The 12,967-nt window shown below is 71.5% G+C and carries 16 protein-coding genes and 1 tRNA gene; 13 read left to right on the forward strand and 4 right to left on the reverse strand.

Translation table 11 applies throughout. From position 1 onward, the window contains the following. The first annotated feature begins 219 nt into the window (after positions 1 to 219). Positions 220 to 894: a response regulator gene (locus KLO01_RS12630; protein WP_246136194.1), complete on the forward strand. Its 675-nt coding sequence runs from the start codon at positions 220 to 222 to the stop codon at positions 892 to 894. A 76-nt stretch (positions 895 to 970) separates the two neighbouring features. On the opposite strand, the gene KLO01_RS12635 is transcribed toward KLO01_RS12630, so the two are convergent. Then, positions 971 to 1,055: transfer RNA gene (locus KLO01_RS12635), tRNA-Leu, on the reverse strand. 103 nt (positions 1,056 to 1,158) lie between these two features. Here KLO01_RS12635 and KLO01_RS12640 point away from each other — a divergent pair. Then, complete coding sequence (locus KLO01_RS12640; protein ID WP_147065663.1) at positions 1,159 to 2,487, forward strand: M20/M25/M40 family metallo-hydrolase; 1,329 nt, start codon at positions 1,159 to 1,161, stop codon at positions 2,485 to 2,487. 66 nt (positions 2,488 to 2,553) lie between these two features. Here the strand turns inward: KLO01_RS12640 and KLO01_RS12645 are convergent, their stop codons facing one another. Continuing rightward, positions 2,554 to 2,739: a DUF5703 family protein gene (locus KLO01_RS12645; RefSeq protein WP_147065665.1), complete on the reverse strand. Its 186-nt coding sequence runs from the start codon at positions 2,737 to 2,739 to the stop codon at positions 2,554 to 2,556. A gap of 38 nt (positions 2,740 to 2,777) precedes the next feature. On the opposite strand from KLO01_RS12645, the gene KLO01_RS12650 reads away from it, so the two are divergent. The 3 genes from KLO01_RS12650 to KLO01_RS12660 all read left to right on the forward strand — a co-directional run bounded on the left by KLO01_RS12650 (position 2,778) and on the right by KLO01_RS12660 (position 5,174). After that, positions 2,778 to 3,131 carry a hypothetical protein gene (locus KLO01_RS12650; RefSeq protein WP_147065667.1) on the forward strand — a complete coding sequence of 118 codons (354 nt, stop codon included), beginning with the start codon at positions 2,778 to 2,780 and terminating at the stop codon, positions 3,129 to 3,131. 94 nt (positions 3,132 to 3,225) lie between these two features. Then, positions 3,226 to 4,299, forward strand: a complete 1,074-nt coding sequence (locus KLO01_RS12655) for an LLM class F420-dependent oxidoreductase (protein WP_147065669.1) — start codon at positions 3,226 to 3,228, stop codon at positions 4,297 to 4,299. Next, positions 4,296 to 5,174 carry an undecaprenyl-diphosphate phosphatase gene (locus tag KLO01_RS12660; protein WP_147065671.1) on the forward strand — a complete coding sequence of 293 codons (879 nt, stop codon included), beginning with the start codon at positions 4,296 to 4,298 and terminating at the stop codon, positions 5,172 to 5,174. The genes KLO01_RS12655 and KLO01_RS12660 overlap by 4 nt, the downstream gene beginning before the upstream one ends. A 25-nt stretch (positions 5,175 to 5,199) precedes the next feature. On the opposite strand, the gene KLO01_RS12665 is transcribed toward KLO01_RS12660, so the two are convergent. Further along, on the reverse strand, positions 5,200 to 6,183 hold the full coding sequence (locus tag KLO01_RS12665) for a magnesium and cobalt transport protein CorA (protein WP_371860271.1): 984 nt from the start codon (positions 6,181 to 6,183) through the stop codon (positions 5,200 to 5,202). A 29-nt stretch (positions 6,184 to 6,212) separates the two neighbouring features. Here KLO01_RS12665 and KLO01_RS12670 point away from each other — a divergent pair, with 29 nt between their 5' ends. Genes KLO01_RS12670 through mshC form a run of 8 tightly spaced genes read left to right on the forward strand, consistent with a single transcriptional unit; the run spans position 6,213 to position 12,034 of the window. Continuing rightward, positions 6,213 to 6,905 carry an MSMEG_4193 family putative phosphomutase gene (locus KLO01_RS12670; protein ID WP_246136195.1) on the forward strand — a complete coding sequence of 231 codons (693 nt, stop codon included), beginning with the start codon at positions 6,213 to 6,215 and terminating at the stop codon, positions 6,903 to 6,905. Positions 6,906 to 6,946: 41 nt separating this feature from the next. Then, positions 6,947 to 7,639, forward strand: a complete 693-nt coding sequence (locus KLO01_RS12675) for an energy-coupling factor ABC transporter permease (protein ID WP_147065677.1) — start codon at positions 6,947 to 6,949, stop codon at positions 7,637 to 7,639. Beyond that, complete coding sequence (locus KLO01_RS12680; protein ID WP_147065678.1) at positions 7,636 to 7,962, forward strand: PDGLE domain-containing protein; 327 nt, start codon at positions 7,636 to 7,638, stop codon at positions 7,960 to 7,962. The genes KLO01_RS12675 and KLO01_RS12680 overlap by 4 nt, the downstream gene beginning before the upstream one ends. A 1-nt stretch (position 7,963) precedes the next feature. Next, complete coding sequence (gene cbiQ / locus KLO01_RS12685; RefSeq protein ID WP_147065680.1) at positions 7,964 to 8,725, forward strand: cobalt ECF transporter T component CbiQ; 762 nt, start codon at positions 7,964 to 7,966, stop codon at positions 8,723 to 8,725. Beyond that, a complete protein-coding gene (locus KLO01_RS12690; protein WP_147065682.1) occupies positions 8,722 to 9,453 on the forward strand; it encodes an energy-coupling factor ABC transporter ATP-binding protein in 732 nt (243 codons plus the stop codon). The genes cbiQ and KLO01_RS12690 overlap by 4 nt, the downstream gene beginning before the upstream one ends. Before the next feature lie 9 nt (positions 9,454 to 9,462). Further along, on the forward strand, positions 9,463 to 9,972 hold the full coding sequence (locus KLO01_RS12695; protein WP_147065684.1) for a DUF3090 domain-containing protein: 510 nt from the start codon (positions 9,463 to 9,465) through the stop codon (positions 9,970 to 9,972). A gap of 3 nt (positions 9,973 to 9,975) precedes the next feature. Further along, positions 9,976 to 10,767 (forward strand): SCO1664 family protein, encoded by a 792-nt coding sequence (locus KLO01_RS12700; protein ID WP_147065686.1) that lies wholly within the window; start codon positions 9,976 to 9,978, stop codon positions 10,765 to 10,767. Positions 10,768 to 10,789: 22 nt separating this feature from the next. Then, positions 10,790 to 12,034, forward strand: a complete 1,245-nt coding sequence (gene mshC, locus KLO01_RS12705; RefSeq protein ID WP_147065688.1) for a cysteine--1-D-myo-inosityl 2-amino-2-deoxy-alpha-D-glucopyranoside ligase — start codon at positions 10,790 to 10,792, stop codon at positions 12,032 to 12,034. A 61-nt stretch (positions 12,035 to 12,095) separates the two neighbouring features. Here mshC and KLO01_RS12710 read toward each other — a convergent pair whose 3' ends face one another. After that, positions 12,096 to 12,941, reverse strand: coding sequence for a PAC2 family protein (locus KLO01_RS12710; protein ID WP_147066100.1), 846 nt, complete (start codon positions 12,939 to 12,941; stop codon positions 12,096 to 12,098). Positions 12,942 to 12,967 lie beyond the last annotated feature (26 nt).

Here is a 12,967-nt window from a genome sequence, read left to right on the forward strand (position 1 = left end):
TCCACGCCGGTGCCCCCGACCGTGGAGCGTTCGGCGCAAATCGGCGTCGTGTCGTGCGGGAGGGCCGGCGGCGGCGCGTGGCGCGGAGGGTCGTGGCCGGGATCAGACCCCCATCCGACCCCCAAACCTTGCGAAACCCCACGCAGGGGTGAGCGGTTCTGCCACGATGACGAGGTGAGTCCACGAACACCTCAGCGGGGTGGGTGGGCCCCGTCCATCGTGGGGGGACTCGACACCATCCGCGTCGTCATCGCCGATGACCACGAGCTCTTCCGTCGCGGCATGGAGGCGCTCATCGAGTGCGAGGACGACCTCGTGCTCGTGGCCGAGACGTCCTCCGCGTCCGACGCCGTCGCCGCCGTACTGGAGCACCGTCCGGACGTCGCGCTCCTCGACCTGCACCTGGGTGGCCAGAGCGGCATCGACGCCTGCACCGCGATCAAGATGTCGTCGCCGCAGACCAAGGTCCTCTTCCTCACGGCGTCCGAGGAGCCGGCCGACCTCTTCAAGGCGCTCATGGTCGGCGCGTGCGGCTACCTCCTCAAGTCGCTGCCGGCGGCGCAGGTCATCGACGCCGTCCGGCTCGCCCACGTCGGCGAGGTGATGGTGCCGCCGCCGATGGCGCGCCACCTCGTGGCCGAGTTCGCCCGGCTGTCGAGCCAGAGCACCGACGTCGCGATGGCGCACCGGTCCAGGAACCTCACCGACCGCGAGATCGAGGTGCTGACCTGGATCACCCGGGGCCGGTCCAACCGCGAGATCGGCGAGTGCATGTCGGTCAGCGAGAACACCATCAAGAACCACGTGCGCAACATCATGGGCAAGCTCCAGGTCACCTCGCGGACCGAGGCGGCGATGCACGCGGTCCGCGAGAACCTCATCGCCTCCGCCTGAGCCAGAACGGCGCCGGCGCGTCCGGACATGAGAACGCCCCGAGCTCCTGACCTGCAGGAACTCGGGGCGATGTCGGTGTCCGAGGGGGGACTTGAACCCCCACCCTCTATACGAGGACTAGCACCTCAAGCTAGCGCGTCTGCCATTTCCGCCACCCGGACAGGGTGTCTGCAAGCCCCGTGGGGCGGTGCCTGCAACGAGCCGGAACTTTACACGGCATACCGCCCCAACAAGAAATCGGCCCCCCGCCCTAGGCTGAGGAGCATGACGCAGACGACGAGCAGCCGCCCCGAGGACGAGGTCGTCGGCATCTGCCGCGACCTCATCCGGATCGACACGTCGAACTACGGAGACGGTTCCGGACCGGGGGAGAGGGAGGCCGCCGACCACGTCGACCGGCTGCTCCGCGAGGTCGGCCTCGAGCCGGAGATCATCGAGTCGCAGCCCGGACGGGCCTCCGTCGTCGTGCGGATCCCCGGCGCCGACCGCGAGCGCGGGGGGCTGTGCATCCACGGCCACCTCGACGTCGTCCCGGCCAACGCCGAGGACTGGGACGTCGACCCGTTCGAGGCCATCGAGAAGGACGGCTGCATCTGGGGACGCGGCGCCGTCGACATGAAGGACATGGACGCGATGATCCTCGCGTGCGTGCGCCACATCGCCCGGGAGGGCATCGTCCCGCCGCGCGACCTCGTCGTCGCGTTCTTCGCCGACGAGGAGGCCGGGGGAGTCCTCGGCTCGCACCACCTCGTCGAGCACCGCCCCGACCTCTTCGAGGGCGTGACCGAGGCGATCAGCGAGGTCGGCGGCTACAGCGTCACCGTGCCCACCTCCGACGGCGGCGAGAAGCGCGCCTACCTGCTCCAGACGGCCGAGAAGGGCATCGCCTGGATCCGCCTCACCGCCACCGGTCGTGCCGGGCACGGCTCGGTCCCCAACGACGAGAACCCCATCGCCCGTCTCGCGGAGGCGCTGAGCCGCCTGGCGGCCCACAAGTGGCCGCGCGAGTTCATCCCCTCGGTGCGCACCCTGCTCGACCGGCTCAGCGAGATCACCGGCGTGGCCTACTCGGACGAGGACCTCGACGAGCTCCTCGACCACCTCGGCGGCGCCCAGGGCTTCGTCCGGGGCACCCTCCAGGACACGAGCAACGTCACGATGCTGCAGGCCGGCTACAAGCACAACGTCATCCCGCAGCAGGCCCACGCCAACGTCGACTGCCGCTTCCTCCCCGGTCACGAGGAGGACCTCATGCGCACGATCACCGAGCTCGTGGGGGAGCACGTCGAGGTCGAGGTGCTGCACCGCGACATCGCGCTCGACGCGCCGTTCGAGGGTGACCTCGTCGACGCGATGGTCGCTGCGCTGCGAGCCGAGGACCCGGATGCGGAGGTCCTGCCGTACTGCCTGTCCGGGGGCACCGACAACAAGGCGCTGTCGCTGCTGGGGGTCACCGGCTACGGCTTCGCCCCCCTGCGGCTGCCCGCCGACCTCGACTTCGCCCCGATGTTCCACGGCATCAACGAGCGGGTCCCGACCGAGTCGCTGCGCTTCGGCGCGCGGGTCCTTCAACGTCTGATCGAGACCTGCTGAGCCGGGCGCGACCGCGTCGGGATCAGGCCCGTCCGGGGCGCACCCCGGGCGCCGGCGAATGGGGTCTCAGGACGCGCGCGGGACGCGGATGATCTTGCGCCGCAACCAGGTTCGGGTGACCCCGCCGATGTAGATCCGGGTGCGGTGCAGCTCCCAGTGGCCGTACTCCGCCTGCTCGGTGAGGGCGCGGCGGATGTCTCCGCGCCGCGTGTCGCGGCCGAAGACCAGGACCCGGTACTCGTACTCCACCATCGACACATTGTGCGGCACGGTCCGCTACGGTTCAGGACATGAGCGCCGACCCGCGTGCCGCCCTGACCTCCCTCGTCTCCGCCTTCGAACGTCACCTCGAGGCGTGCTCCGGCCGTCGTGGGGAGGACGACCCGACCGTGGCTGCGGCCTACGACGACCTCCTCGACGCCTTCGAGACCTACGACAACGCGCTCTACGAGGCGTTCGGCGAGATGACGCCGCTCGACGTCTACACCGGTGACGACGCCGACGCCGACGACGACGAGGACGATGACGAGGACCTCGACGAGGACGACGACGACGATGACGGCGTCTACGCCGGCCTCGACGACGAGGACTTCGTCGACGAGACCGACAGCGAGTCCGACGACGGGGACCGGCGCACCACCTGAGCCTCGTCCGGTCCCCGGGACTCCCGGGACCTGCCCGACCCACCCCGGTCACCTGACTGACCCGTGCGACCACCGCGCCGCTACGGTTGAGCCCATGCGACTCGCGGTGAACCTCGGCTACATGGGGCTGTCCTCCAGCGACGACATGCTCGCCCTCGCCGGCGAGGCCGACCGGCTCGGCTACGACTCCGCGTGGGTGGCCGAGGCCTACGGCAGCGACGCGGTGACCTTCCTGTCCTGGATCGGCGCGCGGACCGAGCGGATCGCCCTGGGCTCTGCCGTGATGCAGATCCCCGCGCGAACCCCGGCCATGACCGCGATGACCGCCGCCACCCTGGACCACCTCTCCGGCGGTCGCTTCCGCCTCGGGCTCGGCGTGTCCGGCCCCCAGGTGAGCGAGGGCTGGCACGGCGTGCGTTTCGGCAAGCCGCTGGGGCGCACCCGCGAGTACGTCGAGGTCGTCCGCAAGGCCCTGGCGCGCGAGCGCGTGGAGTATGCCGGCGAGCACTTCACGCTCCCGCTGCCGGACGGTCCCGGCAAGGCGCTCAAGCTCACCATCCGCCCGACCCAGGAGCACCTGCCGATCTACCTCGCGGCGGTCGGCCCCAAGAACCTCGAGCTCACCGGCGAGATCGCCGACGGCTGGCTCGCGATCTTCTTCTCGCCCGAGCACTCCGGCGACATCCTCGAGTCGATCGCCACCGGTCGCCGCGCCGCTGGGCGGGGGAGCGAGGCCGACCCGCTCGAGGGCTTCGACATCGTCCCGACCGTGCCCGTGGTCGTCACCGACGACGTCGAGGCCGGGGCCCAGGCGGTCGCCGCCTACTCCGCCCTCTACATCGGCGGCATGGGCTCGCGCGAGAAGAACTTCTACAACCAGCTCGCCTGCCGGATGGGCTTCGAGGACGAGGCCGCCCGCATCCAGGAGCTCTTCCTCGCCGGGCAGCACCGCGACGCGGCCGCCGCCGTGCCGTTCGAGTTCATCGACTCGACGTCGCTCCTCGGTCCGCCCGACCGCATCGCGAGCCGGATCGGTCGCTACGCCGATGCCGGAGTCACCACGCTCGGCGTGTCACCCTTTGCGCTGACCGTCGAGGAGCGCCTCGACACCCTGCGCGTCATGTCCGAGCTCGTCCCGTCCCCTGCCGAGGAAGTCCCCACACCGTGATCGTTGCCGACCCCACCGTCGAGCTCAGCTACTTCCAGTCCGTCGTCCTCGGCATCGTCGAAGGCCTCACCGAGTACCTCCCGGTCTCGTCGACGGGCCACCTCACGATCGCCGAGAAGCTCCTCGGCATGCCGGTCGACGCTCCGGCCGTGACGGCATACACCGCACTGATCCAGATCGGCGCGATCCTCGCGACGTTCACCTACTTCGGCAGGAAGATCCTCCGACTCTTCCTCGCGTGGGTCGCCGGCCTGCGCAGCGCCGAGGCACGCAAGGAGCACGACTACCAGCTCGCGTGGGCCGTCATCGTCGGCTCGCTGCCGGTCGTCGTCGTCGCCCTGCTGCTCAAGGACCTCATCTCGGGACCGCTGCGCAGCCTCTGGGTCGTCGCCGGCGCGCTCATCCTCTGGAGCGTCGTCATGTGGGTCGCCGAGCGGCGCCACGACGTCCTCGAGACGGCCGGCGCGCAGCGCGGCGAGGACGCGCTGACGATCAAGGACGGGCTCGTCATCGGTCTCGTGCAGTGCTTCTCGCTCATCCCGGGCGTCTCGCGCTCCGGTGCCACGATCTCGGCCGGACTCATGCGCGGCATCGACCGCGTCACCTCGACCGAGCTGTCGTTCTTCCTCGCGATCCCCGCGCTCACCGGCGCCGGGCTCTACGAGACCGTCGACAACATCGAGGCCCTCAAGGTGCTCGGCATCGGCCCGATCATCACGGGCTGTGTCGTCGCGTTCATCGTGGCCTACGCCTCGATCGCGTGGCTGCTCAGGTTCGTCCAGAGCAACTCGCTCGTGACGTTCATCGCCTACCGCGTCGTGCTCGGCGCGATCATGTTCCTCGCCCTCGGCGCGGGCTGGCTCACCGCGACCTGAGCGGGCCCGTCGGGACAGGGCCCGGCTAGAGCCACCTCACCCGTTTGAAGGTGACGTAGAGGCCCGTGCAGGCAGCGGCCATGACACCCAGGACGATGAAGTAGCCGTAGTGCCACCTCAGCTCCGGCATGAAGTCAAAGTTCATGCCGTAGATGCCGGCGATCATCGTGGGCACCGCGGCGATGGCGACCCAGGCCGAGATCTTGCGCATGTCCGAGTTCTGCTGCACCGAGATCTTGGCGAGGTTGGCGCTCAGCACGTCGGTGAGCAGGCGGTCGTAGGAGTCCACCCGGTCGGCGACGAAGTGCAGGTGGTCGTCGACGTCGCGGAAGAGCAGCCGCAGCTCCTCGTGCGGCAGCGGGGTGCGGGTGCTCGTGAGGAGCAGGCGCAGCGGTGCGATGAGCGGCGTGATCGCCCGGCGGAACTCGAGGACCTCGCGCTTGAGCCGGTAGATCGTGTCCGAGGAGACGAGGCCCTCCGAGAAGACCGCCTCCTCGATCTCGTCGACGTCGCGGGCCACCTCCACCTCGATCTCGCGGTACTGGTCGACGACGCGGTCCATGATCGCGTGCAGCGCCGCCATCGGGCCGAGCACGAGCTTGTCCGGCTCCTCCTCGAGGCCCTTGCGCACCCCGGCGAGGGGGCTGAGCTCGCCCCGCCGGATCGTCAGGACGAAGTGCTCGCCGATGTGGACCATGAGCTCGCCGGTCTCGACGTCGGACGTCTCCTCGATGTAGCTCAGGGTCTTGAGGACGACGAACACCGTCCGGCCGTAGAGCTCGATCTTGGCCCGCTGGCGGCCCATGACGGCGTCCTCGATGGCGAGCGGGTGCAGTCCGAGCCCGAGCTCGTCGTTGACGTGCTCGAGCTCGGCCATCGAGGGGTCCTTGAGGCCGATCCAGATGAAGTCCGTCGCCGACCCGGTCACCCGGATGGCGTCGAGCTCGTCGCTCAGGTCGCCACAGGTGTCGCGCCGTCCGTCGCGGTACAGGGCCTTGTCGATGATCACGCGCGTCATTGTTGCCTACAGTGGGCGCCGTGGCTCTGCTCCTGCTCGTGCGACACGGGCACTCGACCGCCAACGCCGACGCCGTCCTCGCAGGATGGACCGAGGGCGTGGGGCTCACCGAGCGTGGCCGCGGCGACGTCGGCCGGCTCGCCGAGCGGCTCGCCGACGTCGAGGTGGCCCGGCTGGTCACGAGCCCGCTGCAGCGGTGCCGCGAGACGGCGGGGCTCCTGCTGCCCGGCAGGACCGCGGAGGTCGTCGAGGACCTGGGGGAGTGCCGCTACGGAGCGTGGACCGGACGGCCGATCGCCGAGCTGACGAAGGATCCGCTGTGGCGCACCGTCCAGGACGACCCCGCCTCCGCGCGGTTCCCGGACAGCGACCGGTATGCCGCCGAGTCGCTGAGCGAGATGGCCGAGCGGACCGTGGCCGCGATCCGGCGCATCGACGACGAGGTGACCGCCGAGCGCGGCCCCGACGCCGTGTGGGTGGCGGTGAGCCACGGCGACCCGATCAAGGCGGTCCTCGCCGACGCGGTGGGCGCGGGCCTCGCCGGGCTGCAGAGGGTGCACGTCGACCCGGCCTCGGTCTCGGTCATCCGACGCACCGGCTCGCGACCGATGGTGCTGGCCACGAACTCGAGCGGTGAGGCGATCGGGTCCGGGCTGGCCCGTCCGGCGACGGTGCCGCCGGGCGACGCCACCGTCGGGGGAGGGACGGGCTAGAGTTCCTTGTTGCAAGTATTTGGCAACAAGGAAGGCGCGGCATGCACGTCCCAGACGGGTTCCTGAACGCACCCACCTCCGTCGCGACGTCCGTCGTGGCAGCCGGCGCGGTGGGCCTCGCCCTGAGCCGCGCCCGTCGCGAGCTCGACGACCGGACCGCGCCGCTGGCCGGGCTCGTCGCCGTCTTCGTCTTCGCCGCCCAGATGCTCAACTTCCCCGTGGGCGCCGGCACGTCCGGGCACCTCCTCGGCGGCGCCCTGGCCGCCGTCCTCGTCGGTCCGTGGACCGCGACCCTGTGCCTCACCGTCGTCCTCGCCGTCCAGAGCCTGCTCTTCGCCGACGGCGGCATCACGGCGCTCGGCACCAACGTCGTCCTCATGGCCGTCGTCGGGGTGTGGACCGGATGGCTCGTCTTCGTGGGCCTGCGGCGCCTCGTGCGCTCGGCCGGGGTCCGCGCGGTCCCTGCCCTCGCTGGCGTCGCCGCCGTGGTGTCCGTCCCGGTCGCGGCGCTCACCTTCACCGCGCTGTATGCCGTGGGCGGCCACGCGCCGATCCCGCTCGGCGAGCTCGCTGCGGCGATGCTCGGCTGGCACACCGTCATCGGTCTCGGCGAGGGCGTCATCACCTTCCTCGCCGTCGGCAGCATCATCGCCACCCGCCCCGACCTCGTCCACGGCGCCCGTGGGCTCACCGCGGCCCGAGAGCTCGAGATCCGGACGGGGGTGCCCGCATGAGCGCCGCGCCGCACCGTCGCGTGAGCACGACCCGTCTCGTCGTCGTCGGCCTCGCGGTGTGTGCCGTGCTCGCCGGGGTCGTCTCGGCGTGGGCGTCGAGCAACCCCGACGGGCTCGAGTACGTCGCCGAGAGCCTCGGCTTCCTCGACTCCGCGCGCGACCACGGCAGCGCCGGCTCGCCGTTCGCCGACTACGGCACCGCCGGCGTCGACGACGCGCGGCTCTCGGGCGGTCTCGCCGGACTCGTCGGGATCGCCGTCGTGGCGGTCGTCGCGTTCGGGCTGATGCACCTCCTGCGCCGCCGCAGCAACGACGACGACTGACGTGGGTGCGGGTCACGGCACGCACCTCCACGTCGAGGGCCACTCCGTCGTCCACCGGCTGCCGGCCCACACCAAGCTGGTCGGGCTCGTCGTGTTCGTCCTGCTCGTCGTCGCCCTCCCGCGCGACGCGCACGGGCTCCGGGTCGCGACCCTGCTCGTCGCGGTGGGCGTCGTGGCGGCGACAAGGGTCCCCCTGCGCCACGTGGCGAGCCGGCTCGTCGTCGAGGTGCCCTTCGTCGTCTTCGCGCTGGTGCTGCCCTTCGTGGCCACCGGGCCACAGCGCACCATCGGGCCCGTGACGGTGTCGCGCGACGGCCTCGACGCCGGGCTGGCGCTCCTCGCCACGGCCACGACGAGCGTGCTCATGGCGATCTCGTTCGCGACGACGACGTCGAGCCGCGACCTCGTGCGGGCCCTGCAGCACCTCCGGGTCCCGGACCGGCTCGTGCAGATCCTCTCGTTCATGGTGCGATACCTCGGTGTCGTCGGATCCCAGGCCCAGCGGATGAAGGTCGCGCGTGAGTCGCGCGGGTTCCGTGCCCGATCCCTCGGGTCGTGGCCGGTCATCGCCTCGAGCGCAGGTGCCCTCTTCATCCGCAGCTACGAGCGCGGCGAGCGCGTGCACCTCGCGATGATGTCGCGGGGCTACACCGGTCAGATGCCGGTCACCGACCCTCTGAGCGCCGGGCGTCGCGACTGGTCGCGAGCCCTCCTGCCCTCGGCGTTCGCCGTGGTCGCCCTCGTCATCGGGTATGCCGCATGAGCACTCCCGTCCTCGACGTCCGTGGTCTGGCGTTCGCCTATCCCGACGGCCACCAGGCGCTCTTCGGCGTCGACCTCCACGTCCACCGGGGCGAGCGGGTGGCCCTCCTCGGGCCCAACGGGGCGGGCAAGACGACGCTCGTCCTCCACCTCAACGGAATCCTCGAGGCTGGTGCCGGCTCGGTGACGATCTCCGGGCTGCCGGTGACCCGGCCGAACCACCTCGAGATCCGGCGCCGCGTGGGCATCGTCTTCCAGGACCCCGACGACCAGCTCTTCATGCCGACGGTCCGCGACGACGTGGCGTTCGGGCCGGGCAACCTCGGGCTGCGCGGGGCGGAGCTCGAGGCCCGGGTCGAGACCGCCCTCGCGGCGGTCGGGATGAGCCACCTCGCCGACCGCGCCCCGCACCACCTGTCCTTCGGTCAGCGGCGCCGGGTGGCCATCGCCACGGTGCTCGCCATGGAGCCGGAGATCCTCGTGCTCGACGAGCCGTCGTCCAACCTCGACCCCGCCTCCCGCCGCGAGCTCGGAGAGCTGCTCGAGTCGCTCGACGTCACCGTCCTCATGGTCACGCACGACCTGCCGTTCGCCCTCCAGCTGTGCGAGCGCTCGGTCGTCCTCTCCGACGGTGTCGTCGCCGCGGACGGCCCGACCCGTGACCTGCTCGGCGACGGCGAGCTGCTGCACACCCACCGCCTCGAGCTGCCCTGGGGCTTCTCGGGTTAGTCTGCGGCCATGGCGATCAGTGACTTCGACCCGCCTGAGCGATTCGTCGCCGGCACCGTCGGCCCGCCGGGCAGCCGCACCTTCTTCCTCCAGGCCAAGGGCAGCGGACGGCTCGTCTCGGTGTCGATCGAGAAGGTCCAGGTCGGCATCCTGGCCGACCGGATCGTCGACCTCCTCGACACCGTCGGCGGCCTCCAGGGGTCCGACGCCGTGGCCGAGCACCTCCTCGACACCGAGGCCCTCGAGACGCCGATCGAGGACGAGTTCCGGGTCGACACCGTGAGCCTGGCCTGGGAGGAGGAGCGCTCGGCCATCGTCATCGAGTGCCACGACCGCGACCCCGAGCAGGAGACCCCGGCCGACTCGGTCCGGGTCGTCCTCGACGCGGCGACCGCGCGGGCCTTCGCCCGCCGGTGCCAGGCGCTGGTCTCCGCGGGTCGCCCTCCCTGCCCGTTCTGCGGCCAGCCGCTCGACCCCGAGGGGCACATCTGCCCGCGGGCCAACGGCTACAAGCGCTAGGTCGTGCCCACGGACGCCGAGCGGCTGCTCGCCGTCGGGGAGCTCGAGCTCCTCGGTCGGATCGTCGACTCGTCCAACGGCGCCGTCCTCGTCCGGGTCAGCCTCGACGGGGAGTCGCGCCTGGCCATCCACAAGCCCGTCGCGCTCGAGAGGCCGCTCTGGGACTACCCGGACGGCACGCTCGCGGGACGGGAGCGGGCGGCATACATGGTCAGTGAGGCCGGAGGCTTCGACGTCGTGCCGACCACCGTCCTCCACGAGGGTCCGTGGGGCACCGCGTCCACGCAGGAGTGGGTCGGCCGGCCCGACGCCGCGCCGGGGCTCGTCGTCGACGTCGTCGCCCCCGATGCCGTGCCCGAGGGGTGGCGCGAGGTCCTGCGCGGTGAGACCCCCGAGGGTGAGGAGGTCGTCGTCGCCCATGCGATCGACCCGGTGGTCCGCACGACCGCCGTCTTCGACGCCCTCATCAACAACTCCGACCGCAAGGGCGGCCACCTGCTCCTCGTCGACGGCAGCCTCTGGGGTGTCGACCACGGGGTCAGCCTCGGGGTCGAGCCCAAGCTCCGCACGGTCCTGTGGGGCTGGGCCGGCGAGCCGCTCGACGCGGCCGACACGTCGCGGGTCGAGCGCGTCCACACCGAGCTCGTCGAGGGCGACCTGCGCCACCGGCTGGCCGACCTCCTCACCACCGACGAGGTCGAGGCGCTCCGGCGACGAGCCGAGTCGCTGCTGTCGACGAAGACCCACCCGGTCCCGATGCCGGGATGGCCGGCCATCCCGTGGCCGGCGATGTGAGCGGCCGCCGTAGGCTTCCACCGTGATCTCGTGGCCCACTCCCTTCCTCCCCGCCGTTCCCGGACACGGAGCAGTCCTCCGCCTTCACGACACGAGCTCGGGGGAGCAGCGCGAGGTCGCACCGGGGCCGGTGGCCCGGCTCTACGTCTGCGGCATCACGCCCTATGACGCGACCCACCTCGGGCACGCCGCGACCTACGTCGCGTTCGACCTCGTCGGTCGCGTCCTGCGCGACAACGGCCACGAGGTCCACTACACGCAGAACGTCACCGACGTGGACGACCCGCTGCTCGAGCGGGCGGCCCGCGACGGCATCGACTGGCGCGACCTTGCCGTGGCCGAGGCCGACCTCTTCCGCGAGGACATGACGGCCCTCGCCGTCATCCCGCCGCAGGACTACGTCGGCGTCGTCGAGGCCCTGCCCACGATCGCGGCGCTGGTGCGACGCACGATCGAGAGCGGTGCGGCATACGAGGTCGCGTCGGACGACGCCTCGGGACCCGACCTCTACGTCGACCTGTCCCACGTCCGCAACTTCGGTGCGGTCTCGGGCTGGAGCCGCGAGCAGATGCTCGCGGTCTTCGCCGAGCGCGGTGGTGACCCCGACCGTCCCGGCAAGCGTGACGCGCTCGACCCGCTCCTGTGGCGTGCCGGCCGTGAGGGTGAGCCCTCGTGGGAGTTCGAGGGACTGCCGGCCGGCCGCCCCGGCTGGCACGTGGAGTGCACCGCCATCGCGCTCGACCGGCTCGGCGTCCCGATGGATGTCAACGGTGGTGGCTCGGACCTCATCTTCCCGCACCACGAGATGACCGTCGCCCAGGCGAGCGCGGTCGGTGTCGAGGACTACGCCGCCGTCCACGCGCACGCCGGCATGGTCGGGCTCGACGGCCACAAGATGAGCAAGTCGCGCGGCAACCTCGTCCTCGTGTCGAGGCTGCGCGAGGACGGCGTGGACCCCATGGCCATCCGCCTCGTGCTGCTCGCGCAGCACTACCGCACGGACTGGGACTACACCCCCGAGCTGCTCGCGGCCGCCGAGGCCCGGCTCGGGCGCTGGCGCGAGGCGCTGTCGGTCAACGCCGGACCCTCGTCCGACGAGACGGTGGCAGCGATCCGCGAGGCGCTGGCGAACGACCTCGACGCCCCCGCCGCCCTCGCCGCCGTCGACACGTGGGCCCAGCGCACCCTGACGGACGGCGGCGACGAGCCGTCGGCCCCGGGCGTGCTCGCGCGGGCGCTCGACGCGCTGCTCGGCGTCCGCGTCTGACCGGCTTCCGCATCTGACCGGCATGCCCCTCGCGTCGTCCGGGGCGTGCGGCGCGCGGTCGTCAGTCCTCGGTGCCGCGCTTGCGCAGGTAGCGCTCGAACTCCTTGGCGATGGCGTCGCCGCTCGCCTCGGGCAGCTCCGCGGTGTCCTGGGCGTCCTCGAGCGACTCGACGTACTCGGCCACCTCGGTGTCCTCGGACGCCAGCGCGTCGAGCCCGTTCTCCCAGGCCCGTGCGTCGTCGTCGAGCCCACCGTGGTCGATGGGGCTGTCGAGGAGGTCCTCGAGGCAGGAGACGATGGCTCGGGTCGCCTTGGGTGACGGTGTGTGGTGGGCGTAGTGGGGCACGGCCGCCCACACCGAGATCGAGCTCAGGCCGACCTGGATGGCGGCGTCCGCGAGGACGCCGACGATGCCGGTCGGACCTTCGTAGGTGCTGGCCTCGATGTCGTGGCGGTGACGGGTGTCCTCGTTGTCGGACGTCGCGGTCACCTGGATGGGGCGGGTGTGGGCCACGTCGGCGAGGAGGGCACCGAGGGTGATGACGGTGGTGACGTCGGCGGCCTGGGCGAGCTCCATGAGCTCGATCGCGAACGCGCGCCAGCGGAACGACGGCTCGACGCCCTGCACGAGGACGACGTCGCGGCCGATGGGCGTGTCGGTCGCCACGAGGATGCGGGTGGTGCGCCAGCTGATCCGGCGACGGCCGCCCTCGGAGACCACCCGGGGGCGGTTGACCTGGAAGTCGTAGTAGTCCTCGGGGTCGAGGGCCGCGACGGGTTCGGCGTCCCAGAGCTCGGCCAGGTGCTCGATGACTCCCGTGGCCGCCTCACCGGCGTCGTTCCAGCCCTCGAAGGCCGCGATCATCACGGCATTCTCCAGCTCAGGCAGATCGTCGAGCTCGATCAACGCATCCTCCTCGTAGGTCACCCTCC

The organism is Knoellia locipacati (genome assembly GCF_007992835.1).
Taxonomy (GTDB): Bacteria; Actinomycetota; Actinomycetes; order Actinomycetales; family Dermatophilaceae; genus Knoellia; species Knoellia locipacati.